The sequence below is a fragment of the Streptomyces sp. 6N223 genome (genome assembly GCF_052246635.1).
Classification (GTDB): Bacteria; Actinomycetota; Actinomycetes; order Streptomycetales; family Streptomycetaceae; genus Streptomyces.
The window spans coordinates 46,640-73,398 of record NZ_JBQQCA010000034.1 but is presented as its reverse complement, the minus strand read 5'-3'; the positions used below and the strand labels follow the sequence as shown (position 1 = coordinate 73,398).

Sequence of the window (26,759 nt, the reverse complement as noted above, 5' to 3'; positions counted from 1 at the left end):
GTGGGCGGCCGGGGGTCCGGGGGCGGAGCCCCCGGTCAGGGCGCCGCGGGCAGGCGTTCCCTCACGTCCGGGACGACCTCCTCGGCGAAGAGGCGGGACTGGCGCTCGCGGTCGCGGGCGGGCCAGTAGACGAACGCCGTCATGCCGTGCTCGGCGTGGAGCCGGACCAGCGTGTCGGTCCAGTGGGCGACCGGGCCCTGGAAGGTGCCGGAGCCGTCCCCGGCGCCGGGCGCGTCCGTGATGAGCCCTGCCACGTTGTACAGGCGCAGGATCGCCCCGGGATCGCGGCCCGCCTCCGCCGCGGCCTCGGAGATCACGGCGTTGAGCCCGGCCAGCCGCGCCGGCGGCACGTACGGGCTGGAGACCGACCAGCCGTCGGCCTTGGCGCCCAGCAGCCGCAGCGCGCGCGGGCCGGTCGCGCCGAGCCAGATGGCGATGTCGTGCGCCGGACGGGGCCCCGGACGGGCGCCGGGCACGGCGTAGTGCTCGCCCTCGTGGGCGTAGGGCTCGCCCGCCCAGCTCGCGCGGATGATGTCGATGGCCTCGCTCAAGGCCGCCCGCGCCTGTCCAGGGGAACGCCGGGGTCCGCCGAGCCCCGCGATGCCGTCGGCGAAGGCGCCGGCGCCCAGGCCCAGCTCGAAGCGGCCGCCGCTCAGCGCGTCGATGGTGGCGGCCTGCTTGGCAAGCATCGCGGGCGGGCGCAGCGGCAGGTTGGCCACGTTCGGGAAGAAGCGCACCGAGCGCGTCCGGCCCGCCAGCCAGGTGATCAGGGTGAAGGTGTCCAGGAAGTCGGCGTTGTACGGGTGGTCCTGCACGCCCACGTACTCCAGGCCCGCGGCCTCGGCGATCGCGGTGATCCGCGTCGCGGCCGGGACGCCCGCCGCGTGCGGGTCGACGTTGAGCCCGAACCGGACCGGCGGCATTGCCATGAGTGCTCCTCGCTGTCCTCGCTGTCCTCGCTGCCACGACACCACAGCGTGATCGCTCACGGCGAACATCCCCCACCCGGGGAACATCCCCGCCGCGCCGGGCATTGAGAGGTCATTGGATTGAGTCTTCTCAGCTCAACTTGCCTGCCGAGGGAGAGGTCATGACTTCGTCGTTCGACATACTCACCCTGCCGGTGCTGCCGCTCGATGACGAGGTGGTACTGCCCGGGATGGTGGTCCCACTGGAGTTGTCGCAATCCGAGGTGCGCGCCGCGGTCGAGGCCGCGCAGGCCGCCGCGCCCCGGGGTGAGAAGCCGCGCGTGCTGCTGGTGCCACGGGTGGCGGGAAGCTACGCGGACATCGGCGTGCTGGGCCGGGTGGAGCAGGTCGGACGCCTCTCCGGCGGCGACCCGGGCGCGCTCGTGCGCGGCCTGCACCGGGTGCGCATCGGCTCCGGCACCACGGGACCGGGCGCGGCCCTGTGGGTGGAGGGTACGCCGCTGGCCGAGTCCGTGCCCGATCCGGCGCCGGCCGAGGTGGCCGAGCTGGTCCGCGAGTACAAGGCGCTGGCCACGAGCTGGCTGCGCGAGCGCGGCGCCTGGCAGGTCGTGGACCGGGTGACGCAGATCGAGGACGTCGGCGCCCTGGCCGACAACGCCGGGTACCTGCCGTTCCTGAAGACCGAGCAGCGCGTCACGCTGCTGGAGACCACCGACCCCGTGGCGCGGCTGAGGCTCGCCGAGCAGTGGCTGAGCGAGCACATGGCCGAGCAGGACGTCGCCGAGTCCATCGCCAAGGACGTGCAGGACGGCGTGGACAGGCAGCAGCGGGAGTTCCTGCTGCGCCGTCAGCTGGAGGCGGTGCGCAAGGAGCTGGCCGAGCTGAACGGCGACGCCGCCGACGAGGGCGAGGACTACCGCGCCCGCGTCGAGGCCGCCGACCTGCCCGAGAAGGTGCGCGAGGCGGCGCTGAAGGAGGTCGACAAGCTGGAGCGGGCCTCCGACGCCAGCCCCGAGGGCGGCTGGATCCGCACCTGGCTGGACACCGTCCTGGACCTGCCGTGGAACACCCGCACCGAGGACGCCTACGACATCGCGGGCGCCCGCGCCGTGCTCGACGCCGACCACGCGGGCCTGACGGACGTCAAGGACCGCATCACCGAGTACCTGGCGGTGCGCAAGCGGCGCGGCGAGCGCGGGCTCGGCGTCGTCGGCGGACGGCGGGGCGGCGCGGTGCTGGCGCTGGTCGGCCCGCCCGGCGTGGGCAAGACCTCGCTGGGGGAGTCGGTGGCCCGGGCCATGGGCCGGAAGTTCGTGCGCGTCGCGCTCGGCGGCGTGCGGGACGAGGCGGAGATCCGCGGTCACCGGCGTACGTACGTCGGCGCGCTGCCCGGCCGCATCGTGCGGGCCATCCGCGAGGCCGGCTCGATGAACCCCGTGGTGCTGCTCGACGAGATCGACAAGGTCGGCAGCGACTACCGGGGCGACCCGTCCGCCGCCCTGCTGGAGGTGCTGGACCCGGCGCAGAACCACACCTTCCGCGACCACTACCTGGAGGTCGAGCTGGACCTGTCCGACGTGGTCTTCCTCGCCACCGCCAACGTGCTGGAGGCCATCCCGCAGCCGCTGCTTGACCGGATGGAGCTGGTCACGCTCGACGGATACACCGAGGACGAGAAGGTCACCATCGCCCGCGACCACCTCGTGCCCCGGCAGCTCGAGCGGGCCGGGCTGAGCGCCGACGAGGTCGCCGTCACCGACGGCGTGCTGCGCAGGCTCGCCGGCGAGTACACGCGCGAGGCGGGCGTGCGCGCGCTGGAGCGGTCCATCGCCCGGCTGCTGCGCAAGGTCGCGGCCCGCGAGGAGCTGGGCGAGATCGAGCTGTCCGAGGGGCGGCCGTTCACCGTCACCGAGGAGGGCCTGCGGGAGCTGATCGGGCGCCCGCGCCACACCCCGGAGGCGGCCCAGGAGCCGGGCGAACGCCGCACCGCGGTGCCCGGCGTCGCCACCGGCCTGGCCGTGACCGGCGCGGGCGGCGACGTCCTCTACATCGAGGCGTCGCTGGCCGACGCGGAGACGGGCGGCGCGGGGCTGACCCTCACCGGGCAGCTGGGCGAGGTGATGAAGGAGTCCGGCCAGATCGCCCTGTCCTACCTGCGCTCGCGCGGCGCGGAGCTGGAGCTGCCGGTCGGCGACCTGAAGGAGCGCGGCGTCCACCTCCACGTCCCGGCGGGCGCGGTCCCCAAGGACGGGCCGAGCGCCGGCATCACCATGACGACGGCGCTGGCCTCGCTGCTCAGCGGGCGCCAGGTGCGGCCGGACGTGGCGATGACCGGCGAGGTCTCGCTGACCGGGCGGGTGCTGCCGATCGGCGGCGTCAAGCAGAAGCTGCTGGCCGCCCACCGGGCCGGGATGACCACGGTGATCATCCCGAAGCGGAACGAGCCGGATCTGGACGACGTGCCCGAGGAGGTGCTCGAGACGCTCGACGTCCACCCGGTGACGGACGTGCGGCAGGTGCTGGAGCTGGCGCTGGCCCCCGCGCAGTCACCGGCGGTCGCGGTCGCGGCCTGACGCGCCGTACACCGGGCGCCGCCGGCACCGCCGATCCCCGGCGGTGCCGACGGCGCCCGCGGCTGGCAGAGGAGTCTGCGAGGATGCGCCCATGACTCCCCTCGGCCCCTTCGACTTCCAGCTCGTCCTGCTGCGGCGGATGGCCGACTTCCAGCCGGGCCTCGTCGAGGACGCCCTGCGCGAGCTGGGCGTGGGCCGGGACCGCATGCGGGAGGCCAACCGCCGCTGGCAGGCGATGGCCCGCTCCCCCCGGCGGGGCGGCGGCGCCCTGGGCCGCTACCGCGCGGTGCTCGGCCCGCCGGAGGAGACCGCCTCGCGCCGCGTCGGGGACCTCGACTGCCACGTCCACCGCTGGCCCGTCCCCCTCTGGCCGGACCTCCGCTTCGAGGCGCTGGCCGTTCCGGGGGGCGAGGTGTGGCACGAGACCCTGGCGCGTGCACCCGGCGCGCCGGGCCCCGCGCTGCGGACGGTCGAGGATCTGACCCCGTGGTCGTGCACCCTGGACGAGGCCGCCCGCGCCTACGCCCCGGCGCGCCCCCTGGAGGGCTCGGCCCCCACGCGCTGGTGCCTGGCGTTCACCGCGCGCGAGGCGTCCGGCGGTGAACGCCCGGTGGTGGCGGAGTTCAGCTGGGGGCTGCTCCAGCGGCTGCTGCCGTGAGCCGCCCGCGACGACAGGCACCGGCGGCGGCGTGTGGCACGGCGCCCCGGGGCGTAGGGTCGTGGGCCATGAGTCCTTCGATCGCGACGAACATCACCGTCGACCGCGAGCGGCTGCTGGACTTCGTCCGGCCGCGTCACCGGGCGATCCTGCTCACCCGGCGGGCCGACGGCTCCCCGCAGGGATCGCCCCTCACCTGCGGCGTGGACGACGACGGGCGCATCGTCATCGCCACCTACCCCGAGCGCGCCAAGACCCGCAACGTCCGGCGCGACCCGCAGGTCAGCCTCCTGGTGCTCTCCGACGAGTGGGACGGGCCCTGGGTGCAGATCGACGGCACCGCCGAGGTGCTCGACGTGCCCGAGGCGGTCGAGCCGCTGGTGACGTACTACCGGAACATCGCGGGCGAGCACCCCGACTGGGACGAGTACCGCGCCGCCATGGTCCGGCAGGGCAAGTCGCTGATCCGCATCACGCCGGACCGCTGGGGCCCGGTCGCGAAGGGCGGCTTCCCGGCCCGGCTCGCCCCGGCCTGACCGCCCGCCGCCCGGGGGGCACGGCCGGGGCCGGTCCCACGGCCATGTCCGATTCCCGCCAGTGCGCGCGTCCCGCGGCGCGCACACTGAAGGCGTGAGAGACGATGACAGCAGGTACGAGGCGGTGCGCAGCCGCGACGAGCGGTTCGACGGCGTGTTCTTCGTGGCCGTTCTCAGCACCGGCATCCACTGCCGCCCGAGCTGCCCGGCGGTGACCCCGAAGCGGGAGAACTGCCGCTTCTACCCCTCCTCCGCCGCCGCGCAGGCCGCCGGCTTCCGCGCCTGCCGCCGCTGCCGCCCCGACGCCGTGCCCGGCTCCGCCGAGTGGAACGCCAGGGCCGACGCCGTCGGCCGCGCCATGCGGATGATCGCCGACGGCGTCGTCGACCGCGAGGGCGTCGCGGGCCTGGCCCGGCGGCTGGGCTACAGCGCCCGGCAGGTGCAGCGGCAGCTCACCGCCGAGCTCGGCGCCGGACCCGTGGCGCTGGCCCGCGCCCAGCGCGCCCACACCGCCCGGATCCTGCTCCAGACGACGACGCTGCCGGTCACCGAGATCGCGTTCGCCTCGGGCTTCGCCAGCGTCCGGCAGTTCAACGACACCGTGCGCACGGCGTACGCCCGCACCCCCAGCGAGCTGCGCGCCGCCGCGCGCGGCGGGCGGGCGGCGGCCGGCGCGGCCGCCGGGTCGGGAGGAGCCGGCGACGTGGGCGGCATCCCGCTGCGGCTGGCCCACCGGGGCCCCTACGCCGCGCGGCAGGTCTTCGACTTCCTCCAGCTCCGCGCCATCCCCGGCATCGAGGAGATGCGCGGCAGGCCGGGCCGCCGGACGTACCGGCGTTCGCTCGCCCTGCCGCACGGCCCGGGCGTGGCCGAGATCGACGAGTCCGCCGGGGCGGGCGGCGGGCGCTGGCTACCCTGCCGCTTCCGCCTGACCGAGCTGCGGGACCTGACGACCGCCGTGCAGCGCGTGCGGCGGCTGTTCGACCTGGACGCCGATCCCTACGCGGTGGCGGAACGCCTCGCCGCCGACCCGGCGCTCGGCCCGCTGGCCGCCGCCCACCCGGGGCTGCGTTCGCCCGGCGCCGCCGACCCCGAGGAGCTGGCGTTCCGCGCCGTGCTCGGCCAGCAGGTCACCGTGGCCGCCGCCCGGACGCTCGCCGCGCGGCTCGTGGCCGCCCACGGCAAGCCGCTGCCCGCGCCGGACGGCGGCCTCACCCACCTCTTCCCCGAGCCCGGCGCGCTGGCCGAGGCGCCGCTCTCCGAGCTGGGCATGCCCGCCACCCGGCGGGAGACGATCCGCTCGCTCGCCGCGGCCCTCGCCGACGGCGCCGTCTCCCTCAGCCCCGGCACCGACCGCGACGAGGCCGAGCGCGGGCTGCTCGCCGTGCGCGGCATCGGCCCGTGGACGGCGGGCTACGTGCGGATGCGGGCGCTGGGCGACCCCGACATCTTCCTCCCCGGCGACGCGGGCGTCCGCCACGGCCTCGACCGCCTCGGCGCCCCGCCCCGCGCGGCCACGGGCTGGCGGCCCTGGCGTTCCTACGCCGTCCACCTGCTCTGGCACACGGGCGGCGACCCGGCGGCACCCACAGACCCCGCGAAGAATCACCCGACGATGGCGAAGGACCCGCGATGACCCTCTACACCACCCACCCCAGTCCGCTCGGCGACCTGCTGCTCGCCGGCCCCGAGCCGGGCACGCTGGCCTCCGTCACCATGCCCGGGCAGCGCGGCGGCGCCCGCGTCGAGCCCGGCTGGCGGCGCGACCCCGCGGCGTTCGCCGAGGCCGGCCGTCAGCTCGACGCCTACTTCGCGGGCGAGCTGAAGGAGTTCGCCCTGCCCCTGGCCCCTCGCGGCACGGCCTTCCGCGAGCGCGTGTGGGCCGCCCTGGACCGCGTCGCCTACGGCTGCACCGCCACCTACGCCGAACTCGCCGCGCTGGCCGGCCTGCCGCCGCGCTCGGCCAGGGCCGTCGGCGGCGCGGTGGGCGCCAACCCGCTGACGGTCATCCGCCCCTGCCACCGCGTCATCGGCGCGGACGGCTCCATGACCGGCTACGCGGGCGGCCTGGAGCGCAAGCGCCGGCTGCTCGCGCTGGAGGGCGTCCTGGCCGAGGCGGCCGGCTGACCGCATGAGGCCGGACAGGGCCGGTCGGGACCGGGCTCAGCTGAACTGACGCTCTATCCGCGCCAGCTTCTCCTCCAGGGAGTCCAGCGCGCTCGCGGCGCTGGACCGGGTGCGGTCCGCCTCGGACGACGCGACGCCCGCGCCGGCGCCCGCGCCCGCAGCCGCAGTCACGCCCGCGCCCAGGTCCGAGGCGGCGCCGCCCGAGCCGTGCAGCGCCGGCCGCTGCGCCGCCGCCTCCAGCGCGGCGGGTGCGGCGGGCGCGGCGGGCTCCGCGCTCGGCTGCGGCGCCGCGCTCCCCGCCTGCGCCACCGACACCTCGACCCGCCGCCGGCCCAGAGCGCGGTGCTGGCGGCCGAGTGCCTTCATCCGGGCCTTCTCCAGCCGCCGCTGCTCGCGCCGCCTGCCGCGCCGCGTCTGCTTCGCCCGCTTCTCCTCGCGCACCTCCTCGACCGCCTCGTCCAGGGTGCGCACGCCCTCCAGCAGCATCAGCGACCAGGCGGCGTACGTCTCCCGCGGCGCCCGCAGCCAGCGCGCGGCGCGGATCTGCGGCAGCGGGCGCGGCACCAGGCCCTGCTCGCGCAGCGCCGCCCGTCGGGTCTGCTTCAGCGCCCGGTCGAAGAGCACGGCGGCCGAGAGCGACATCCCGGCGAAGAACTGCGGCGCGCCCGCGTGCCCGGCGCCGCGCGGCGCGTGCACCCAGTTGAACCAGGCCGCCGCGCCCGCGAACAGCCACACCAGCAGGCGCGAGCCGAGCGAGGAGTCGCCCTGGCTGGCCTCGCGCACCGCGATGACCGCGCAGAACATGGCCGCGCCGTCCAGGCCGAAGGGCACCAGGTACTCCCAGCCGCCGGAGAGGTTGAGGTTCTCCCGCCCGAAGCCCACCAGGCCCTGGAACGACAGCGCCGCCGCCACGCCGGCGCAGCAGAAGAGCAGCGTGTAGGACACGGCGGCGTAGACCCGCTCCCGCTTGCGGCGGCTCGCCTCGAGCCGCTCCCAGGAGTCGCTGGGCTCCGCGCGGTCGGCGCCGCCGTTCCTGCCCCGCGCCATGAGCGTCACCGCCACCATGGCGCCGCTCAGCAGGAGGGCCCCTGCCAGCACCCAGTTGAGTCCTATGTCCGAAAGTGTCATGGGAGAGCCCCCTGCCTGCCCGATGCTGCCGCCGCGAGTGGCCGCGCGGAGTGGCCGATGGTAGCTGAGTCGCCGTCAGGCGCCGCACCCCGATGAGCGGTAAAGCTACACCAACGAGTGGGATTCGAGTGAGTGTTGTGCGTTCTGATGTCCGCTCTGCTATAGCGTGGCCCGCGCCGTCACTCCGTCACGCCGTCAGGCGCGCGACGCGCTCGGCGTCGCAGGTGCGCGGGCAGGTCACGCAGGTGTCCTGAGGGCGCAGCGTGTAGTACAGGCAGCAGCTCGCCCGGTCCCGGGTCGTGACCGTCCGGCCGTCCGGCACGGGCAGCTCCCGGAAGGCCGCGCCGCCGGCGTACGGCCCGGTGCCGCCCGGCAGCAGCAGGCCCGCCTCCGCCCTGGCCCGCTCCTCCTCGCCGAGCAGCTGCCCGAGATACCACAGCCCCTCGGTCAGCTCGTCGGTCGCCGCACCCCACAGCGCCCTCGGCCCCCGGCGCATCCGCGGCCCGAAGGCGGCCATCACCGGCCCCAGGTGCTCGGCGGCGGCCCGCCGCACCTCCGCCCGCAGCGCCGCCTCGCCGCGCACCGCGCGCGCGCCCGGCAGCCCGGCCGCCGGGTCGTCCGGCAGGCAGCTGAACGCCGTGATCCGCGCCGTCAGCCGCCCCTCGGCGCGGTGGAAGGAGACGTCGTCGGGGGAGAGCCACGGCACGCGGCGCAGCAGGAAGTAGGGGAGGGTGAAGAGCAGGCCCGCGGGCCAGGCGTAGCGGTGGAGCGCGAAGCTGGCCACGACGTCGGGGCGGGCGGGGCGTGCGTAATCGGCCACGATCTGGCGTTCCTCCGCGGCCAGGAACGCCGCCAGCGCCTCGCCGCCCGCCGCCAGATCGCTCGCCCGCAGCCAGCCGGCGCCCTCGCGCGGCGTCTGCTCGGCGATGCGGAGCTCGGGCATCACCTCGGCGGCCCTGCGGTAGGCCGGGGCGAGGGGGGACGCCGGGGCGAGGGCTGGCACGGACGCGGGCATGGTGCGGGACCACCGTTTCGTGATCGAGAGCTGATCGAAAGCAGGTAAGCCTTACCTTAGCTGATCTTGCCGGTGGCCGAAGTTAGGGGTTTGCACCCGGGCCGAGACGGCCTAAGGTGCTCCAAACCCCATTGATTCGGGGGGATGAAGGGGACGGGAGCGGACGGATGGAGCGCACCTCGGCGGAGTCGGCCGCGACGGCACTCCGGCCGGCGCCTGCCGCCGAGCCGTACCCGGCGCAGCGGCAGTCCGAGCGGCAGCCCGAGCGTCCGCCGCTGCCGGTCAGGCCCCGGTCGCTGCCGGAGCGGCACTCGGTGCGCGCCCAGGTGCTGGCCGCGCTGCGCGACGCGCTCTCCAGCGGCGAGCTGTCCTGCGGCGAGACGTACTCCGGCCCCGCGCTGGCCGAGCGGTACGGCGTTTCCCCCACGCCGGTGCGCGAGGCGATGCAGCAGCTCGCGAGCGAGGGGGCGGTGGAGATCGTGCCCAACCGCGGCTTCCGCGTCACGGGCCGCACGCCGCGCGACATCACCGAACTGGCCGAGATCCGCGCCGCGCTGGAGGTGCCCGCCATCACCCGGCTGGCGCGCACGCTGCCACCCGAACGGTGGGAGGAGCTGCGTCCGCTGGCCGACGCCACCGTGACCGCGGCCTCGGTCGGCGACCGCGCGGCGTACGCCGAGGCGGACCGCTGCTTCCACCGCGCGCTGCTGCAGCTCACGGGCAACCGGCAGCTCGTCCTCGTCGCCGAGGAGCTGCACCGCAAGGCGCAGAGCCCGCCCGCGCACGGCCGCCTCCCCGGCACGGCCGAACTCCTCGCCGACGCCCTGGAGCACGGCGCCCTCCTCGACGCCCTGCGCCGCCGCGATCTGGCCACGACGGAGCAGCTCGCGCGCGAGCACCTGACGGGCGTCTGACGCCGGGTTCCGAGGGCTGCGCCTACGCCGCCGGCGCGGCCGGGAGGTGGGCCGCCAGCCACGTCGGGACGCCGTCCAGCAGGCGGAAGAGCCGCGCCGCCTCCGCCCGCAGCCGCCCCGCCGCCGGCTCCGCCTCCACGTCCGCCAGCGCGATCAGCGCCGGCGCGATCCCCACCAGGAAGCCCGTCTCCTCCCGCAGCCGCAGCGACTCCGCGAAGCCGTGCCGCGCCTCCGTCAGGTCGCCGTCGCGCAGCGCGAGCCCCGCCAGGTGGCGCCAGGTGTAGGACGCGAGCAGCGCGTCGCCGCGCCCCGTCGCCTCCTCGTGCGCCCTGCCGTACGCCGCCCGCGCGCCCTGCGGGTTCCCGCCGACGTGCTCGGCCATCAGGCCGCGCCGCAGGTCGAGCAGGGGGCGGCCGGGGGAGTCCGGCGCCAGGAGCGCCGCCGCCCGGCCCAGCGCGGCGCGCGCCTCGTCGGCCCGGTCCCTGACCTTCAACAGGGTGGCGGCGTAGGCGAGATAGCCGCGTTCGCAGGCCGCCGCTCCCCGCTCCTCGTCGTCCAGCGACATCGACTCCGCGGCGCGCAGCGCCTCCTCGGCGCGGCCCCAGCCCCCGGCGGTGAACATGCAGCGCTCCACGAGCAGTTCGGCGCGCAGCAGCGCCGCCGTCGTGTCCCGGGCGGCCAGCGGATCCAGCAGCGCGGCCGCGTCCTCCCAGCAACCCCGGGACCGCAGCCGCCAGACCGCGCTCTGCAGGGGATCCGCTCCCGACGTCCTCACCCCGGCCGAACGCGGCACGGCGGTCTCCGTCACATTGGCCTCCCCAGCGCGCCATCGCGCCGTCGGCATCTGGTCATGTGAGTGAATCTCAGCACGAGGGAGCGGGCCTGGCCAAGTGGGTTCCGTGAATGCGTTCACAAGATGGCCGGTTCGGCGGTGGGCTCAGCTCATCCGCAGGGCGAGGAAGAAGTCGACCTGGTCCTCCAGGCGGGTCGGGTCGCGCCCCGTCAGCCGCTCGATCCGGCCGATGCGGTAGCGCAGCGTGTTGACGTGCAGGTGCAGCCGGGCGGCGCAGCGCGTCCAGGAGCCGTCGGACTCCAGGAACGCCGCCAGCGTCGCCACCAGGTCGGCGCGGTGCCGCCGGTCGTACGCCCGCAGCGGGTCGAGCAGCCGCGCGGTGAAGGCGCGGCGTACGTCGTCGGGGACGAACGGCAGCAGCAGCACGTGCGAGGCCAGGCCCTCGGGGTCCGCCGCCGACACCCGGCCGGGCCGCGCGGCGGCGGCGCGGCGCGCGTGCCGGGCCTCCTCCAGCGCGCCCCGCAGCCCCTCCGCCGACGGCACCGGCGCGCTGACGCCGATCGTGAGCCGCCCGTCCTCGCCCAGCCCGGCGGCGAGGACGGACCGCACCGGGCCGAGCACCGACTCGGCGCGCAGCGGCGCCCGGCCGCGCGCGGCGGCGTCCGCTGCGTCGGGGGCGATTCCCGCATGCCGCGGGCCGGGCGGGTCGGGCGCGGTTCGGGCGTGCGCCGGGTCCGGCACGTCCGGCGCCTTCTGCGCGCCGGTCCGGTTCCGCGTGCGTGGCCGGCCCGGTGCGTCCCCCGTGTGTGCCGCGTACGCGGCGCCCGGGGCGGCCTCGGCGTCCGGCCGGTCCCGCGGGTTCGCCACGTCCGGCGGGCTCCCCGTCTCCGGCGCTCCCGTCCGGGCCGCTCCGGACGGCGCGCCCCGCGCGGGCGGCTCAGCCGCCGGCGCGGGCAGCGGCACCAGGGCGATCGCCTCCCCGTCGCCGTGCGCCACGGCCACGTCCGGCTCGGGCTCGGCCGCGTCGGTCAGCAGCTCCTCCAGCAGCGCGCCCGCCGCCGGGCCGCCCCCCGAGGCGTCGCCGTTCCACGCCACCTGGGCCGCCACCACCTGCCAACCGGGCTGCCGGCCGGGCTCGGCGAGGCGCGGCACCAGCACGGACGCGACCATCCGCAGCCGGGCGGCGATCTCGGCGGGCGGCGCACCCTGCCCGACCAGTTCCAGCACCTCCCGCGCCATCCGCCGCCGCACCGTGCGCCCGGCCTCCCGCCGGTCCCGCTCGGACGCGATCAGCCCGGCCACGCCCCGCAGCAGCTCCAGCCGCTCGGCGGGCCACTCCGAGGCGTCGGAGGCGACCGCGAGCAGCCAGCCGGTCGGCACCTCGCGCCCGGTGGCCGACCCGGCTCCGCCCGGGCCGGCCACCGGGAAGAGCGAGTACACCGTCGCCGACCCGCCGTCCTCGGCCACCTCGCGGTACGGGCCCGGGCGGCCGGAGCGCGCGGCCGCCAGGTGGCGTTCCGCCAGCTCGGTGCCGAGCCCCTCCGGCAGCGGCTCCGGCCCGGAGGCGGCGATCGGCCGCCCCGTGGCGGTCAGCAGCCAGGCCCGCAGGTCCAGGTCCGTGGCGAGCAGGGAGAGCACGGCCTGCGGCCCGCCGCCGCCCGCCGGCCCCGCCGACATCAGCCGCCGGTGCCGGTCCACCACGGCGGCCAGGTCGCCCGCCCGCTCCCCGGATATCCGCCGCACCACCCGCTCGGTGACCTCGGCGAAGCTGACCTCCTCCGGCACCGCGAACAGCGGCAGCCCGTGGCGGGCGCAGGCGAGCGCCACGTCGTCGGGCACCGAGCCGAACTCCGCCTCCCCGGCCGCGAGCCCGGCCACCCCCGCCGCCACCAGGGTCCGCACGAACGGCTCCGCGTCCCCCGGCCCACGCCACCACGCCAGGCCGGTCAGCACCAGCTCGCCGCCGCGCAGGTACCGGCTGGGATCGCGCAGGTCCGTGGTCATCACGCCGAGCAGCCGCCGGTCGAGCCGCTCCTCGCCGCCGAGCAGCCTCAGACCCAGCGCGCCCGTCTCCAGCAGTGTGCGCAGCCGCATCCGCATCGTGTCCCAGGTGTTGCCGCTCGGGTGCCGGGCGATTGCCACCGGCGTTTCTCTCGTACGAATCTACAAGAATGGGCGTCCGACCAGCCCGGCGCTTCGGCGCTTCGGTGACTGTCCCGCCCGGCCGTCACCGACTGTAATGGATGGGTACGGAGAGACGGGAGGACGCTCGCGATGGACTTCCTGCGCCCGGCGAGCTGGCAGGAGGCGCTCGCCGCCAAGGCGGAGCACCCCGATGCCGTGCCGCTGGCGGGCGGCACCGACCTGATGGCCGACCTCAACTTCGACCGCCGCCGCCCCGAGCGCCTCCTCGACCTCAGCCGCATCCCCGAGCTGCGGACCTGGCACACGGACACGGGCACCGTGCGCCTCGGCGCCTGCGTGCCGTACGCCGCGATCATCGACCACCTGGGCGACCCGCTGCCCGCGCTCGTCCTCGCCGCCCGCACCGTCGGCTCCCAGCAGATCCGCAACAGGGGCAGCGTCGGCGGCAACCTCGGCACCGCATCCCCGGCCGGGGTCACCCCGCCCGCGCTGCTCGCCGCGGGCGCCAGGGTCGAGGCCGCCTCGGCGCGCGGCAGCCGCCTGATCCCGGTCGAGGAGTTCTGCACCGGGCCCCATCGCAACACCCTGGCCCACGACGAGCTGATCCGCGCCATCCACATCGACGCCGCCCGCGGCCCGCAGCAGTTCGCCAAGGCCGGCCAGCGCAACGCCATGGTCCACGCGGTGTGCACCGTCGCCCTGGCCCTGCGCCCGGACGAGCAGGCCGTGCGCACCGGCATCGGCTCGGCCGCCCCCACCCCCGTCAGGGCGCGCGAGGCGGAGGCGTTCCTCGCCGCCGAACTCGCCGACGGCCGCTACTGGGACACCGGCAGAGCGCTCCCGCCCGCCCTCGCCGCCCGCTTCGCCGAGCTGGCCGCCGACGCCTGCCGGCCCGTCGACGACGTGCGCGGCAGCGCCGCCTACCGCAGGCACGCGGTCCGGGTGCTCGCCCGCCGCACCCTCACCTGGTCCTGGGACGCCTACCGCCACCGCCCCGCCGAAGCCACGGAAGGAGGCCGGGCGTGCGCGTGAACCTCACCGTCAACGGGCGGCCACGGACGGCCGACGACGTCTGGGAGGGCGAGAGCCTGCTGTACGTGCTGCGGGAGAGGCTCGGCCTGCCCGGCTCCAAGAACGCCTGCGAGCAGGGCGAGTGCGGCTCGTGCACGGTCCGCCTCGACGGCGAGCTCGTCTGCGCCTGCCTGGTCGCCGCCGGCCAGGCCGAGGGCGCCGAGGTCACCACGGTCGAGGGCCTCAGCCCGGACCCGGCCGGGCTCGCCCCGCTCCAGCGGGCGTTTCTCGACGCGGGCGCCGTGCAGTGCGGCTTCTGCACGCCCGGCCTGCTGATGACCGCCGACGCGCTGCTGGAGCGCAACCCCCGGCCCTCCGACGCCGACATCCGCGAGGCGCTCTCGGGCAACCTGTGCCGCTGCACCGGCTACGAGGCGATCCTCGACGCCGTCCGCCTCGCGGCCGCCAGAGCGGGCGACCGCGGCGGCGCCGCAGGAGAGGAGCCCCGACCGTGAGCCGGGCGCCCGTCCCCGTCCCCCTCCACCAGGACGGCGGCACCGCAGGCCGCGTCGGCGAGTCCACGCCCCGGCCCGATGGCGTACTGAAGGTGACCGGCGAGTTCGCCTACGCCTCCGACCTGTGGCACGAGGACATGCTCTGGGGCCACACCCTCCGCAGCCCGCACGCGCACGCGCGCATCACCGCCATCGACACCGCCGGGGCCCTCGCCACCCCCGGCGTCCACGCCGTCCTCACCCACGACGACCTGCCCGCCGCCACCCACTACGGCGTCGACGTCGCCGACCAGCCGGTCCTCGCGGCCGACGTGGTCCGGTACGAGGGCGAGCCCGTCGCCCTGGTCGCCGCCGACCACCCCGAGACGGCCCGCCGCGCCGCCGCCCGCATCCGCGTGGCGTACCAGGAACTGCCCGTCGTCCACGACGAGGCGTCCGCCACCGCGCCCGGCGCCCCCGTCCTCCACCCCGGCCGCACCGACAGGACCGACAGGACCGACAGATACGCAGCCCACGCGCCGCACCCCAACGTCCTCCACCGCCAGCCGGTCATCCACGGCGACGTGGCCGCCGCCGCGCCCACCGCCGAGGTCGTGGTCACCGGCACCTACGAGGTCGGCATGCAGGACCAGGCACCGCTCGGCCCCGAGTCCGGCCTCGCCGTGCCCGCCGAGGACGGCGGCGTCGACCTGCACATCGCCACCCAGTGGCTCCACATCGACCGGCAGCAGCTCGCCCCCCTGCTCGGCCTGCCCCCGGAGCTGGTGCGGCTGACCCTCTCCGGCGTCGGCGGCGCCTTCGGCGCCCGCGAGGACCTGTCCGTGCAGGCCCACGCCTGCCTGCTCGCGCTGCGCACCGGCCGCCCGGTCAAGATGGTCTACAACCGGCAGGAGTCGTTCGTCGGCCACGTCCACCGCCACCCCGCCCGGCTCAGCTACGAGCACGGCGCCACACGAGACGGCCGCCTCGTCTACGTCCGGGCCCGCATCGTGCTCGACGGCGGCGCCTACGCCTCCTCCTCCCCGGCCGTCGTCGGCAACGCCGCCTCCCTGGGGCTCGGCCCGTACGAGGTGCCGAACGCCGAGATCGAGGCGTTGGCGCTCTACACCAACAACCCGCCCTGCGGCGCGATGCGCGGCTTCGGCACGGTGCAGGCGTGCTTCGCCTACGAGGCGCAGATGGACAAGCTGGCGGCGGCCCTCGGCATGGACCCGGTCGAGCTGCGGCAGCGCAACGCCGTGGCGCGGGGCTCGGTGATGCCCACCGGCCAGGTCATCGACGCGCCGGCGCCGGTCGCCGAGCTGCTGCGCCGCGTCAGGGAGCGCCCGCTGCCGCCCGAACGCCAGTGGGAGACCGCGGGCGGCGGCCCCGACCTGCGCGCACTGCCGGGCGGGCTGTCCAACGCCACCCACGGCGAGGGCGTGGTGCGCGGCGTCGGCTACGCCGTCGCCGTCAAGAACGTCGGCTTCTCCGAGGGCTACGACGACTACTCCACGGCCCGCGTCCGCCTTGAGGTGGTCGGCGGCGAGCCGGTCGCCCTCGTGCACACCGCCGCCGCCGAGGTCGGGCAGGGCGGCGTCACCGTCCAGGCGCAGATCGCCCGCACCGAGCTGGGCGTCACCCGGGTCAGCCTCCTGCCCGCCGACACGCGCGTCGGCTCCGCGGGCTCCACCTCCGCCTCCCGCCAGACCTACATGACGGGCGGGGCGGTCAAGCTCGCGTGCGAGGCGGTGCGGGCCGAGGTGTTCCGGCGCTGCCGGGAACGCCTCGGCCGGCCGGGGGGCGAGCTGCGGCTGACCGGCGGCAAGGTCACCACCGCCGACGGCGAGGTCCTGGCCTCCCTCGCGGAGCTCCTCGCCGGAGACGACGCCGTCGAGATCGAGCTGGAGTACCGTCACCGCCCCACCGAACCCTTCGACCTGACGACGGGCCAGGGGAACGGGCACGTGCAGTACTCGTTCTGCGCCCACCGCGCCGTCGTGGAGGTCGACACCGAGCTCGGCCTGGTGAAGGTGGTCGAGCTGGCCGCCGCCCAGGACGTCGGCCGGGCGATCAACCCGGGCGCCGTCCTCGGGCAGATCCACGGCGGCAGCGCGCAGGGCCTGGGCCTGGCGGTGCTGGAGGAGATCGTGGTCGGCCCGGACGGGCGTATCCGCAACCCGTCCTTCACCGACTACCTGATCCCGACCATCCTCGACGCCCCGGCCATGCCGGTCGACGTCCTCGAACTCGCCGACGAGCACGCCCCCTACGGGCTGCGCGGCGTCGGCGAGGCGCCCACCGTCTCCTCGGCCCCGGCCGTGGTGGCCGCCATCCGGCAGGCCACCGGTCTGGCGCTGGAGCGGGTGCCGGTCCGGCCGGAACACCTCACCGGAAGGTAGAACGGGGACATGCTGGACATCGCCGCCGAGCTGCGTCCGTGGTGCCGGGACGGGCGCGACTTCGCCGTCGCCACGGTCGTCGCCACCAGCGGCAGCGCCCCGCGCGAGCCGGGGGCCGCGCTGGCCGTGGACGCCGGGGGCACGGCGATCGGCAGCGTCTCCGGCGGCTGCGTGGAGGGCGCGGTCCACGAGCTGTGCCGCGAGGCGCTGGAGCGTGGCACGCCGCTGGTCGAACGCTTCGGGTACAGCGAGTCCGACGCCTTCGCGGTGGGGCTGAGCTGCGGCGGCAGCATCGAGGTCCTGGTCACGCCCGTGCGGGCGGGCGCGGCGGCGCGCCCCGCGCTGGCCGCCGCGCTCGCGGCGGCCGCCGAGGACCGGGCGGCGGCGCTGGTCCGCGTGGTCGCGGGCCCGGACGGGCCCCGCCCGGGCGCCCTGGCGGTCCGGCCGGACGGCACCCGCACCGGCACCCTCGGCGGCCCCGCCGCACTCGACGCCGCCGCCGTCGCCGAGGCCACGCGCCTGCTGCGCGCGGGAGGCACCACCACGGTCACGCTCGACCCCGGCGCGGCTCCCGGCCGGGGAGACGCGGCCGGAGACCAGCCGGGCGGACCGTCGGCGGGCCCGGTCACCCTCCTCGTGGAGACGCGGCTGCCGCCGCCGCGCATGCTCGTCTTCGGGGCCATCGACTTCGCCGCCGCCCTGGTGCGGGTGGGGCGCTTCCTCGGCTACCGGGTCACCGTCTGCGACGCCCGGGGCGTCTTCGCCACCCGGGCGCGCTTTCCGGAGGCGGCGGAGGTGGTCGTGGAGTGGCCGCACCGGTATCTCGACGCGCAGGCCGCGGGCCGGCTGATCGACGCCCGCACGGTGGTGTGCGTGCTCACCCATGACGCGAAGTTCGACGTGCCGCTGCTGGCCCGCGCGCTGCGGCTCCCCGTCGGGTACGTGGGCGCGATGGGGTCGCGCCGCACGCACGCCGCGCGGCTGCGGCGGCTGCGGGAGGAGGCCGGGCTGGGGGAGCGGGAGCTGGCGCGGCTGCGTTCGCCGATCGGGCTCGACCTGGGCGCGAGAACGCCGGAGGAGACCGCGTTGTCGATCGCGGCCGAGATCGTCGCCGACCGGCGCGGCGGCTCGGGCGTGCCGCTGACCGGCGTCGACACGCCCATCCACCCCGACCCCGGCCCGGGCCACGGCCCCGGGGACGGCTCCGGCGACGGGCACGGTGACTGTCAGTGGTGGCGCGTAGGGTCGGGGCATGAGTTCGACCCCGACGACGCCCGCGCTGTCCCTCCGCGAGCTGAACCGCGCGCTGCTTGACCGCCAGCTGCTGCTCGCCCGCTCGCCGATGGACGCCGCCCAGGCCGTGGAGCACCTGGTGGGCCTCCAGACCCAGGTGCCGGGAAACCACTACACGGCGCTCTTCGCGCGGCTCGACGGCTTCGACGCCGCGGAGTTCTCCCGGCGGTTCGCCGAGCGCGAGCTCGTGCGCATGGCCCTCCTGCGGTCCACCATCCACACCGTCACGGCCCGTGACTGTCTCGCGCTGCGGCCGCTGCTGCAGCCGCCGCAGGAGCGCATGCTGAAGTCGGCGTACGGCAAGCGTCTGGCCGGGGTGGACCTGGAGCGGCTGGCGCGGCGGGCGCGCGAGCTGGCGGAGGAGGAGCCGCGCACGTTCCACCAGTTCGGCCAGGCGCTGGCCGGGGAGTGGCCGGACAGCGACCCGCAGGCGCTGGGCATGGCGGTGCGCGTCGTGCTGCCGATGGTGCAGACACCGCCGCGCGGGCTGTGGCAGCGCGGCGGCGCCACGCGGCACACCACGGCCGAGTCGTGGCTCCGCGGCGAGCCGGCCGAGGCGGCCACCCTGGACGACCTCGTGCTGCGGTACCTGGCGGCGTTCGGCCCGGCGTCCGTCAGGGATGCCCAGATCTGGTCGGGCCTGACCAGGCTCCGCGAGGTCTTCGACCGGCTCGCGCCCCGCCTGGTGCGGCTGCGCGACGCGGGCGGCACCGAGCTGTTCGACCTGCCCGACGCCCCGCGCCCCGGGGCCGACGTCCCGGCGCCCGCCCGCTTCCTCCCGGAGTTCGACAACGTCTTCATAGGCCACGACGACCGCACCCGCGTGATATCCGACGCGGCCAAGCGGCGGTCCTGGCTGGGAAACCGCGCGATCCCGGTCTTCCTCGCGGACGGCTTCGTACGCGGCTCCTGGCGCATCGACGCCGACCGCAGGCACACCGAGGCGACGCTGGTGCTCACCCCCTTCGACCGGCCGAGCCGCGCCGAGCGTGCCTCGCTGGAGGACGAGGGTGCCCGCCTCCTCGCCTTCCACACGCCGGGCGCCTCCCACGACCTGCGCTGGGAGGAGGAGACGGCCTAGGGCCGCCCGGCGCGCAGCAGTTCGTCCGCCAGGTCGTTCACCGGCTGGGGCGAGCCGGTGAGGTCGAAGACGAACAGCGGCACGTGCAGCTCGTCGGCCCGGACGCGGGCCGGCCGGTCGTAGCCCGCGAGGGAGAAGGCGACCGCGGTGGCCGCCTCGTGGAGGCCGTGCAGCCACAGCGTCTCGATGGTCCGGGCGCCCGTGGTCCCCGTGCTCGCGTCGACCAGGCCGACGACCGCCGGGCCGCGCAGGTCCACGCCGGGCCGCGGGTACGGCGCGGCGGTGTACACCTCCTCGAAGCCCAGCCAGCGCAGGAAGCGGGCGGCGCAGGCCACGGCGTCGTGGGCCGTGCGGATGGTCAGCGGGCGGAACGGCGGCCGTCCGCCCGCGCCCGGCTCCGCGGCGGCGTCCCGCACCTCGCCGGGTGCGGCGAGCCGCAGCGTGGTGCCGCACGGGCAGTCGAGCTCCGGCCGCGGCCACTGCCCCCGCAGCCCGCAGGCGGGGCAGTCCACCTCCGTCCACGCCTCGGACCAGGACCGGTGCCGCACGGGCACCGGCACGCTCGCGCCCCGCGGCCCCGGGGTGACCGGTGCCCCGCAAGCGCAGGGGTAGTGCGCGGGCACATAGGTGTGCTCCCGGCGGCACTCGGGGCACCGTACGAGCACGCTCTTCGTCATCTGCCGCTCCTGGGACGGAACTTCTCGACGAGATCCTCACACTGTGCCAGCAGGAGCGGCGATCCCGCAGGCGTATGCTGCAAACACCCGTCACCTCACAGCTCAGCACCGTGTCGACCGCCGCCGCGCAGGCTGGCGTTCATCCGAATGTGACACGGAATTTCGCCCTCCGTATGGCGCGATGCGCGGACAGTGATATTTACTGTCCCTGTTCGTCCTGCCGGTGCCGCCCCCAGCGAAGTGCGCCCGGCGGGTGCGGGCGTGTCGACGAAGACGTCATCGGGAGGGGCCGAGTGTCGACAGGAGAAGACCCACGGATGTCGGCGCTGAGCGCCGCGGTGGATCGGTTGGGCGGCGAGCTGGGTGACTACGAGGCGGCGCTGGCCGACCGGGAGGTCGCCGAGCGGCAGCTGGCGGCGCTCAGAGCCATGAGCGCGGCGAGAGAGCCGGACGGGGTGGCCATGCGCGACGCGCTGCTGCTGATCGCGGCGGCGGTCGGCTCGGTCAGCGCGCTGGCCCCGGCCGTGGCGCGGCTCCGCGAGGCGGTGGAGGCGTTCGGCGTGCCGCACACCGCTCACACCCATCACAGCCCGCACGCCCCGGAGGCCGTCAGGGCCGCCAGTCGCTGAGGGCCCCGCAGGACAGGCTCCGCCGTCCCGCCGCCGCGTTAGGTTGACGGGCGTGCGACTGAGACTGGAATTCACGACCGAGCCATTCGACCTGGACGAGCCCCCGCCGCACGCGCTGGTGGCCCGCGAGGTGGTGTTGGGCGCACGGCTGGACGCGGTGGACGTCGGGCCGTTCGGCAACACGGCCGTCGGCCCGGCCGAGGAGGTGCTGGCGGCGGTGAACGACCTGCTGCGCCGGTCCCTCGCCGTCGGGGCCACCCGGATCTCGCTCCAGGTCAACGCCCTCGGCGGCGAGGGGCGGGAGGACACGCCATGACGAGGCCGGAGGACCACGCCTTCATAGACGCGATCAAGCCTTTGGTGGACGCCATCGGCGGCGAGCTGGTCGCCCCCGGCACGGCGGGCGAGGACGACGTGGTGCTCTCCTGGGAGGGCTCGGAGGTGGCGGCCGTGCGGCTGCCGCACCTGTCGGAGTCGCTCGACCACATCCTCAGCGAGCTGCGGCGCCGGCACGGCGTGCCGCTGTCGGAGCTGGACCGCAAGACCAAGCAGCAGGTCGTGCGCTCGCTGGAGACGCGCGGCGCGTTCGCGATGCGGCACGGCGTGGAGACCGTGGCCGGCGCCCTCGGCGTGAGCCGCTTCACGGTCTACAACTACCTGAACCGCGAGGGCTGAGTCCCCCAGCGCCCCCGCAGCGCCCTGCGCCCGGCGGGGCCCGCGGCAGGACTCACCCACCGTCAACAAATTGTTGACGCAACCGGTGCGGGCCGCTTAGCTGTGTGTGCCCGACACCGCCCCTCACGCCCTCGGAGGGTTCACGTGACCAACGCCCCCCAGGCCGGGCTGGCCTGGCTGAACCGCGCGGAGGAGGGGGCCGCGCGGGAGGCCCTGCACCGGGTGTGCGCCGCCCGCGCCTGGGCCGAAGGACTGCTCGCCGCCCGCCCCTTCCCCGGGCTCGACGCCCTGCTCGCCGCGAACGACGCCGCAACGGCGGCGTTGACCGACAAGGACCTCGACGAGGCCATGGCCGCCCACCCGCCCATCGGCCGCCCCGAGCCCGGCGACCCCGGCTCCGCCCGCGAGCAGCGCGGCATGGCCGACGCCCCCGAGGCGCTGCGCGCGGAGATGCTGGAGCTGGGCCTCGCCTACCAGGAGCGCTTCGGCCACGTCTTCCTGATCTGCGCCACCGGCCTGACCGCCGGGCAGATGCGCGACGCGCTCCGCTCGCGGCTCGGCAACGCCCCCGACGCCGAGCGGGAGATCGTCCGCGCCGAGCTCGGCCGCATCAACCGCCTCCGGCTCACCCGCCTGGCGGGCGCCGCCACCGTCTCCACCCACATCCTCGACACCAGCCGCGGCCGCCCCGCCCCGGGCATCGCCGTCCACCTGGCCGTCCGCCCGGCCGGCGACGCCGCCTGGGCCGGCCACGCCGCCGCCGGCACCGACGCCGACGGCCGCTGCGCCGCCCTGCCCGCCCTGCCGGACGACGCCGTCCAGGCCCGGCTCACCTTCGCCGTCGCCCCCTACCTCGAACGCCACGGCACCGCGCCCGCGTTCTTCCCCGAGGTGACCGTCGCCTTCGCCGTCACCGCCGGCGAGCACTACCACGTGCCGCTGCTGCTCACCCCGTTCGGCTACTCCGTGTACCGAGGGAGCTGACCACGCCATGCCCACGCTCGGCCAGAACCAGTACGGCAAAGCCGAAACCCGCGTCGTCCGCGTCACCCGCGACGGCCCCACCCACCACATCAGGGACCTCAACGTCTCGATCGCCCTCTCCGGCGAGATGACCGAGGTCCACCTCACCGGCTCCAACGCCGCCGTGCTGCCCACCGACACCACAAAGAACACCGTCTACGCCTTCGCCAGGGAACACGGCATCGACGCCCCCGAGGAGTTCGGCATCCGCCTGGCCCGGCACTTCGTCACCTCCCAGCCGACCATCGCCCGCGCCCGCGTCCGCATCGAGGAGTACGCCTGGGAGCGCATCCCCACCCCCGGCGAGGCCGAGCACTCCTTCGTCCGCGCCGGACGCGAGACCCGCACCGCCCAGGTCACCTTCGACGGCGCGGCGGTCCAGGTCCTGACCGGCCTGACCGGCCTGACCGTCCTCAACTCCACCGACTCCGAGTTCCGGGGCTACATCAGGGACCGCTACACCACGCTGCCCGAGACCCGCGACCGGGTCCTGGCCACCGACGTGAACGCCGTGTGGCGCCACGCCTGGACCGGCGAGCCCGGGCGGCCCGCGCCCGACTGGGACGCCAGCTACGCCGCCGCCGCCCGGCACCTGCTGGACGCCTTCGCCCGGACCTACTCCTACTCCCTCCAGCAGACCCTCTTCCAGATGGGCAGCCGCGTCCTCGACCACCGCCCCGAGATCGACGAGATCCGCCTCGCGCTGCCGAACAAGCACCACTTCCTCGTCGACCTGGAGCCGTTCGGCATGAAGAACGAGGGCCCCGACGGCGCCGTGTACCTCGCCGCCGACCGCCCCTACGGCCTGATCGAGGCCACGGTGCTGCGCGAGGGCGCCGAGGCCCGCATCCCCGCGGAGGGCGGCGTTCGATGACCGCCAGGACCGTGATCGAGAACTGCGCCATCGCCACCGTCGACGCCGACGACACCGAGCACGCCTCGGGCCACCTCGTCATCGCCGGCGACCGCATCGAGTCCCTCGGCCCCGGCCCCGCCCCCCGCCACCTGGACGGCGTGACCCGCCGCATCGACGCCGCCGGGCACCTGGCCACCCCCGGCCTGGTCAACACCCACCACCACTTCTACCAGTGGCTCACCCGGGGCCTGGCCCAGAACGCCGGCCTCTTCGACTGGCTCGTGGCCCTCTACCCGATATGGGCCCGCATCGACGAGCCCATGGTCCACGCCGCCGCCCGCGGCTCCCTCGCCATGATGGTCCGCGGCGGCGTCACCACCGCCATGGACCACCACTACGTCTTTCCGCGCGGCGCCGGCGACCTGCTCGGCGCCGAGATCCGCGCCGCCCGCGAGATCGGCGTACGCTTCACCGCCGCCCGCGGCTCCATGGACCTGGGCACCACGGCCGGCGGCCTGCCGCCCGACTTCGCCGTCGAGACCACCGACGGGGCCCTGGCCGCCACCGAGGACGCCGTCCGCACCCACCACGACCCCGCGCCCGGCTCCCTGCTCCAGATCGCCGTCGCGCCCTGCTCCCCCTTCTCCGTCTCCACCGAGCTGCTGCGCGAGGGCGCCGCCCTCGCCCGCCGCCTCGGCGTGCGGCTGCACACCCACGGCTCGGAGACCGTCGAGGAGGAGAAGTACTGCCAGGAGACGCACGGCTGCGGCCCCACCGCCTACTTCGAGTCCACCGGCTGGCTCGGCGAAGACGTGTGGATGGCCCACTGCGTCCACATGACCGACGACGACCTCGCGGCGTTCGCCCGCACCGCCACCGGCGTCGCCCACTGCCCCTCCTCCAACGCCCGCCTCGCCGCCGGGATCGCCCGCGTCCCCGACATGCTCGCGGCCGGCATCCCCGTCGGCCTCGGCGTCGACGGCACCGCCTCCAACGAGTCCGGCGAGCTCCACACCGAGCTGCGCAACGCCCTGCTCATCAACCGGCTCGGCCGCCACCGGGAGCACGCCCTGACCGCCCGCCAGGCGCTGCGCCTGGGCACCCACGGCGGCGCCCGCGTCCTCGGCCGCGAGCGCGAGATCGGCTCCCTCGAACCGGGCAAGCTCGCCGACGTCGTGCTGTGGAGGCTCGACGGCCTGGCCCACTCCACCATCGCCGACCCCGTCGCCGCCCTCGTCCTGGGCGCCCCCGCCCCCGTCACCCTCTCCCTCGTGGGCGGCGTCCCCGTCGTCGAGCACGGCCGCCTGCTCACCGCCGACGAGGAGGCCATCGCCCGCGCCGCCCGCGCCCAGGCCCGCCGGCTGGCCGAGCTCGCCGAGTCCTGAACGGTCCGGGTCAACGACCTCCGGACTGACGGACCCTCAGGATTGTTCATCCGCCTGCAATATGCCGCAATGGTGTTGCGGCGGGCCACAGCGCACGATCGGTGACATGACGATCAGCGAACGGACCTACGACCGCATCCGGCTGCGCCAGTGGCTGAGCGGCACCGCCCGTGCCGACGGCGTTCACCGTCGCGATCTGCTGCGGCTGCTCGCCATCGTCGGCACCGCCTCCGCCGCCGCCACCACCGGCCCCGGAGCCGCCACCGCGTACTCCGCCAACGCCGACGACCCCGCGCCGGGCATCGTCAAGCCGCTGCCCGATGAGCAGTTCATGGTCCACGGCACCAACGCCGAGACCCGCTGGTCCGCGCTGCGCGGCACCGTCTACCACACGCCCACCCGGCTGTTTTTCGTCCGCAACCACACCGCCACCCCCCGCATCGACACCGACGACTGGCACCTCACGGTGTGGGGAAACGGCCTGACCGGCGGCCCGGTCGACTTCGGCCTCGACGACCTCAAGGCCCTGCCCGCCACCACCCGCTGCGCCGTCCTGGAGTGCGCGGGCAACGGCCGCGCCTTCTTCACCACCCAGCAGGGCCAGCAGGTCACCGGCACCGCCTGGCAGCTCGGCGCCGTCGGTTCCGCCCGCTGGCGCGGCGTGCGGCTGGCCGAGGTGCTGTACCGCGCCGGGCTCGCCCCTCACGCCGTGGACGTCCAGCCGCGCGGCCTGGACCAGGAGGTCATCGGCAGCGACGGCACCAACCTCGGCCGCGTACGCCGACCCCTGCCGCTGGCCAAGGCGCTCGACGACGTGCTCCTGGCGTACGAGATGAACGGCGAGCCGCTGCCGCCCGACCACGGCCACCCGGTGCGGGTGCTCGTCCCCGCCTGGGTCGGCATCGCCTCCATCAAGTGGGTCGGCGACATCGAGGTCTCCGCCGAGCCCCTCTACTCCCCGTGGAACACCGACCTCTACCGCCTCTTCGGCCCCGACTACCCGCCCGAGGGCAGCGCGCCGCTCACCCGGCAGACCATCAAGAGCGCCTTCGAGCTGCCCTGGCCCGCCACGCTCGCCTGCGGCGTCCCCCACCGCCTCACCGGCCGTTCCTGGTCCGGCAACGGCGGCATCACGCGCGTCGAGATCAGCACCGACGGCGGCGCGACCTGGCACCCGGCGCGGCTGTACGACGCGCCGCGCGAGCACGGCTGGGCCCGCTGGTCGGCCGAGTGGACCCCGCCCGCGCCCGGCAGCGCCGAGCTGCTGGCCCGCGCCAGCGACACCTCCGGCGCCATCCAGCCCGAGCGAACCGTCTTCAACGAGCAGGGCTACCTCTTCGGCGCCGTCGTACGGCACCCGGTGACGATCACCTAGGGCCGTGGCCGGCGCGGGCGGCGCTACACTGCCGTCTCGTGCAGGAGACGCGGCTCGACACTGCGGGGATCCGGGCGGCTCGCCAGGTGATCGACCCGACGTTTCTCGACACTCCGCTCTACCGCTGCGAGGCGCTGGAGCCGGTCCTCGGGTGCGCGGTGAGCGTCAAGCTCGAAACGGCGAACCCGGTCCGCAGCTTCAAGGCCCGCGGCACCGAGGTCGTCGCGAGCCTGCTCGCCGAGAACGGCCCGCGAGCCGCGGTGTGCGCCAGCGCGGGCAACCTCGGCCAAGCCCTCGCCTGGTCCGCTCGCGGACGGGGGCTGGAGGCCACCGTCGTGGCATCCCGCTTCGCGCCCGCGGCCAAGCTCGATCGCATCCGAGCCCTGGACGCCACGCTGGAGCTGGTGGACGGCGACTTCGACGCGGCTCGCGAGCGGGCGGCGGCCATCGCGCGCCACGACGGCATCCGGCTGGTCGAAGACAGCCTGGACATCGAGACCTGCGAGGGCGCGGCGACCATCGGCCTGGAACTGGTGGACACGGTGGACACCGCCGACACCGCGCCGTCGTTCGACGCCGTCCTGATCGCGCTCGGCGGCGGGGCGCTGGCCACCGGCGTGGGGCACGTGATCAAGGCCCTGGCGCCCGGCATCGAGGTGATCTGCGTCCAGCCGCTGGGCGCACCGGCGATGACACACTCCTGGCGCCGGCGGCGCGTCGTCACCACCGACGCGACCCACACCATCGCCGACGGCGTCGCCGGCCGGCGTCCCATCCCGGCCGTCCTGGACGACCTCCTCCTGGTCGCCGACGACGCCGTCCTGGTGCAGGAGGCGTCGATCATCGCCGGCATGCGGATGCTGCTGCACCACGCCGGTCTCGTCGCCGAACCGTCGGCCGCGCTCGGCATCGCGGCGATCCTCGAAGACCCGGGCCGCTTCGCCGGCCGACACGTCGTCACCATCGTGTGCGGCAGCAACGTCGACGCGGCCGCCTACCACCGCTGGGTCGGCGCGGCTCCCGTCCACAGTTCCTGACGA

General features: G+C 76.0%; 25 protein-coding genes. 19 read left to right on the top strand and 6 right to left on the bottom strand.

Features of this window, described 5'->3' with window-relative positions:
* Nucleotides 1-35: 35 nt before the first annotated feature.
* Nucleotides 36-929 carry an LLM class flavin-dependent oxidoreductase gene (locus ACTWQH_RS21045; RefSeq protein ID WP_443288207.1) on the bottom strand — a complete coding sequence of 298 codons (894 nt, stop codon included), beginning with the start codon at nucleotides 927-929 and terminating at the stop codon, nucleotides 36-38.
* A gap of 161 nt (nucleotides 930-1,090) precedes the next feature.
* Here ACTWQH_RS21045 and lon point away from each other — a divergent pair, with 161 nt between their 5' ends.
* The 5 genes from lon to ACTWQH_RS21020 all read left to right on the top strand — a co-directional run bounded on the left by lon (nucleotide 1,091) and on the right by ACTWQH_RS21020 (nucleotide 6,823).
* Nucleotides 1,091-3,502 carry an endopeptidase La gene (gene lon, locus ACTWQH_RS21040; protein ID WP_443288206.1) on the top strand — a complete coding sequence of 804 codons (2,412 nt, stop codon included), beginning with the start codon at nucleotides 1,091-1,093 and terminating at the stop codon, nucleotides 3,500-3,502.
* Nucleotides 3,503-3,593: 91 nt separating this feature from the next.
* The gene (locus ACTWQH_RS21035) at nucleotides 3,594-4,160 is read left to right on the top strand and encodes a hypothetical protein (RefSeq protein ID WP_443288205.1); all 567 of its coding nucleotides are present in this window, start codon (nucleotides 3,594-3,596) and stop codon (nucleotides 4,158-4,160) included.
* 68 nt (nucleotides 4,161-4,228) lie between these two features.
* Complete coding sequence (locus ACTWQH_RS21030; RefSeq protein ID WP_443288204.1) at nucleotides 4,229-4,696, top strand: PPOX class F420-dependent oxidoreductase; 468 nt, start codon at nucleotides 4,229-4,231, stop codon at nucleotides 4,694-4,696.
* Nucleotides 4,697-4,790: 94 nt separating this feature from the next.
* Nucleotides 4,791-6,332: an AlkA N-terminal domain-containing protein gene (locus ACTWQH_RS21025; RefSeq protein ID WP_443288203.1), complete on the top strand. Its 1,542-nt coding sequence runs from the start codon at nucleotides 4,791-4,793 to the stop codon at nucleotides 6,330-6,332.
* The gene (locus ACTWQH_RS21020; protein WP_443288202.1) at nucleotides 6,329-6,823 is read left to right on the top strand and encodes a methylated-DNA--[protein]-cysteine S-methyltransferase; all 495 of its coding nucleotides are present in this window, start codon (nucleotides 6,329-6,331) and stop codon (nucleotides 6,821-6,823) included. Before ACTWQH_RS21025 ends, ACTWQH_RS21020 begins: the two co-directional genes overlap by 4 nt.
* Before the next feature lie 36 nt (nucleotides 6,824-6,859).
* On the opposite strand, the gene ACTWQH_RS21015 is transcribed toward ACTWQH_RS21020, so the two are convergent.
* A complete protein-coding gene (locus ACTWQH_RS21015; protein WP_443288201.1) occupies nucleotides 6,860-7,951 on the bottom strand; it encodes a DUF2637 domain-containing protein in 1,092 nt (363 codons plus the stop codon).
* Nucleotides 7,952-8,138: 187 nt separating this feature from the next.
* Nucleotides 8,139-8,966: a (2Fe-2S)-binding protein gene (locus tag ACTWQH_RS21010; protein WP_443288200.1), complete on the bottom strand. Its 828-nt coding sequence runs from the start codon at nucleotides 8,964-8,966 to the stop codon at nucleotides 8,139-8,141.
* A 167-nt stretch (nucleotides 8,967-9,133) separates the two neighbouring features.
* On the opposite strand from ACTWQH_RS21010, the gene ACTWQH_RS21005 reads away from it, so the two are divergent.
* Nucleotides 9,134-9,880, top strand: coding sequence for a GntR family transcriptional regulator (locus ACTWQH_RS21005; protein ID WP_443288199.1), 747 nt, complete (start codon nucleotides 9,134-9,136; stop codon nucleotides 9,878-9,880).
* 22 nt (nucleotides 9,881-9,902) lie between these two features.
* On the opposite strand, the gene ACTWQH_RS21000 is transcribed toward ACTWQH_RS21005, so the two are convergent.
* Nucleotides 9,903-10,724, bottom strand: coding sequence for a hypothetical protein (locus ACTWQH_RS21000; RefSeq protein WP_443288198.1), 822 nt, complete (start codon nucleotides 10,722-10,724; stop codon nucleotides 9,903-9,905).
* 93 nt (nucleotides 10,725-10,817) lie between these two features.
* Nucleotides 10,818-12,767: a PucR family transcriptional regulator gene (locus ACTWQH_RS20995; protein ID WP_443288210.1), complete on the bottom strand. Its 1,950-nt coding sequence runs from the start codon at nucleotides 12,765-12,767 to the stop codon at nucleotides 10,818-10,820.
* A 180-nt stretch (nucleotides 12,768-12,947) separates the two neighbouring features.
* On the opposite strand from ACTWQH_RS20995, the gene ACTWQH_RS20990 reads away from it, so the two are divergent.
* From ACTWQH_RS20990 to ACTWQH_RS20970, 5 genes are read left to right on the top strand one after another with little or no spacing between them, the layout of a single operon-like run.
* Nucleotides 12,948-13,850, top strand: a complete 903-nt coding sequence (locus ACTWQH_RS20990) for an FAD binding domain-containing protein (RefSeq protein WP_443288197.1) — start codon at nucleotides 12,948-12,950, stop codon at nucleotides 13,848-13,850.
* A complete protein-coding gene (locus ACTWQH_RS20985; RefSeq protein ID WP_443288196.1) occupies nucleotides 13,841-14,344 on the top strand; it encodes a (2Fe-2S)-binding protein in 504 nt (167 codons plus the stop codon). Before ACTWQH_RS20990 ends, ACTWQH_RS20985 begins: the two co-directional genes overlap by 10 nt.
* The gene (pucD, locus tag ACTWQH_RS20980) at nucleotides 14,341-16,725 is read left to right on the top strand and encodes a xanthine dehydrogenase subunit D (protein ID WP_443288195.1); all 2,385 of its coding nucleotides are present in this window, start codon (nucleotides 14,341-14,343) and stop codon (nucleotides 16,723-16,725) included. Before ACTWQH_RS20985 ends, pucD begins: the two co-directional genes overlap by 4 nt.
* Before the next feature lie 9 nt (nucleotides 16,726-16,734).
* The gene (locus ACTWQH_RS20975; RefSeq protein ID WP_443288194.1) at nucleotides 16,735-18,039 is read left to right on the top strand and encodes an XdhC family protein; all 1,305 of its coding nucleotides are present in this window, start codon (nucleotides 16,735-16,737) and stop codon (nucleotides 18,037-18,039) included.
* Nucleotides 17,978-19,099 (top strand): winged helix DNA-binding domain-containing protein, encoded by a 1,122-nt coding sequence (locus tag ACTWQH_RS20970; protein WP_443288193.1) that lies wholly within the window; start codon nucleotides 17,978-17,980, stop codon nucleotides 19,097-19,099. The genes ACTWQH_RS20975 and ACTWQH_RS20970 overlap by 62 nt, the downstream gene beginning before the upstream one ends.
* On the opposite strand, the gene ACTWQH_RS20965 is transcribed toward ACTWQH_RS20970, so the two are convergent.
* Complete coding sequence (locus ACTWQH_RS20965; RefSeq protein ID WP_443288192.1) at nucleotides 19,096-19,776, bottom strand: hypothetical protein; 681 nt, start codon at nucleotides 19,774-19,776, stop codon at nucleotides 19,096-19,098. The two genes, ACTWQH_RS20970 and ACTWQH_RS20965, sit on opposite strands and share 4 nt — an antisense overlap.
* Before the next feature lie 293 nt (nucleotides 19,777-20,069).
* Between ACTWQH_RS20965 and ACTWQH_RS20960 the strand changes: the two genes are divergently transcribed.
* The 8 genes from ACTWQH_RS20960 (at nucleotide 20,070) to ACTWQH_RS20925 (ending at nucleotide 26,756) form a co-directional block, all read left to right on the top strand.
* A complete protein-coding gene (locus ACTWQH_RS20960; RefSeq protein WP_443288191.1) occupies nucleotides 20,070-20,405 on the top strand; it encodes a DUF5955 family protein in 336 nt (111 codons plus the stop codon).
* A 52-nt stretch (nucleotides 20,406-20,457) separates the two neighbouring features.
* Nucleotides 20,458-20,721: a hypothetical protein gene (locus ACTWQH_RS20955; RefSeq protein ID WP_443288190.1), complete on the top strand. Its 264-nt coding sequence runs from the start codon at nucleotides 20,458-20,460 to the stop codon at nucleotides 20,719-20,721.
* Complete coding sequence (locus ACTWQH_RS20950) at nucleotides 20,718-21,080, top strand: helix-turn-helix domain-containing protein (protein ID WP_443288189.1); 363 nt, start codon at nucleotides 20,718-20,720, stop codon at nucleotides 21,078-21,080. The genes ACTWQH_RS20955 and ACTWQH_RS20950 overlap by 4 nt, the downstream gene beginning before the upstream one ends.
* A 144-nt stretch (nucleotides 21,081-21,224) precedes the next feature.
* On the top strand, nucleotides 21,225-22,064 hold the full coding sequence (gene uraD / locus ACTWQH_RS20945; protein ID WP_443288188.1) for a 2-oxo-4-hydroxy-4-carboxy-5-ureidoimidazoline decarboxylase: 840 nt from the start codon (nucleotides 21,225-21,227) through the stop codon (nucleotides 22,062-22,064).
* Nucleotides 22,065-22,071: 7 nt separating this feature from the next.
* Nucleotides 22,072-22,977, top strand: coding sequence for a factor-independent urate hydroxylase (gene pucL, locus ACTWQH_RS20940; protein ID WP_443288187.1), 906 nt, complete (start codon nucleotides 22,072-22,074; stop codon nucleotides 22,975-22,977).
* The gene (locus ACTWQH_RS20935) at nucleotides 22,974-24,344 is read left to right on the top strand and encodes an 8-oxoguanine deaminase (RefSeq protein ID WP_443288186.1); all 1,371 of its coding nucleotides are present in this window, start codon (nucleotides 22,974-22,976) and stop codon (nucleotides 24,342-24,344) included. Before pucL ends, ACTWQH_RS20935 begins: the two co-directional genes overlap by 4 nt.
* 106 nt (nucleotides 24,345-24,450) lie before the next feature.
* Nucleotides 24,451-25,719: a sulfite oxidase gene (locus ACTWQH_RS20930; protein ID WP_443288185.1), complete on the top strand. Its 1,269-nt coding sequence runs from the start codon at nucleotides 24,451-24,453 to the stop codon at nucleotides 25,717-25,719.
* Between the two features lie 38 nt (nucleotides 25,720-25,757).
* A complete protein-coding gene (locus tag ACTWQH_RS20925; RefSeq protein WP_443288183.1) occupies nucleotides 25,758-26,756 on the top strand; it encodes a threonine ammonia-lyase in 999 nt (332 codons plus the stop codon).
* Nucleotides 26,757-26,759 lie beyond the last annotated feature (3 nt).